Source organism: Pseudomonas sp. HY13-MNA-CIBAN-0226 (assembly GCF_040310305.1).
In the GTDB taxonomy this organism is placed as follows: Bacteria; Pseudomonadota; Gammaproteobacteria; order Pseudomonadales; family Pseudomonadaceae; genus Aquipseudomonas; species Aquipseudomonas gregormendelii.
The window spans coordinates 1-205 of sequence record NZ_JBEOPS010000726.1 but is presented as its reverse complement, the minus strand read 5'-3'; the positions used below and the strand labels follow the sequence as shown (position 1 = coordinate 205).

Here is a 205-nt window from a genome sequence, read left to right as displayed (position 1 = left end):
CATGTGAGAGTAGGTCATCGTCAAGATTAAATTCCGAAACCCCTATCTGCGTATGCAGGTAGGGGTTTTGTTTTTGTAGAAGTCACTCATTTTCACCTGCACGTTACTGCTGTAACGGGCGGGTCACAGAATTTCTTGACGACCATAGAGCATTGGAACCACCTGATCCCATCCCGAACTCAGCAGTGAAACGATGCATCGCCGA

1 rRNA gene is annotated in these 205 nt (G+C 47.8%); it reads left to right on the top strand.

Features of this window, described 5'->3' with window-relative positions:
• Nucleotides 1–134: 134 nt before the first annotated feature.
• Nucleotides 135–205, top strand: a 5S ribosomal RNA gene (rrf, locus tag AAEZ05_RS30615); the annotation flags it as partial.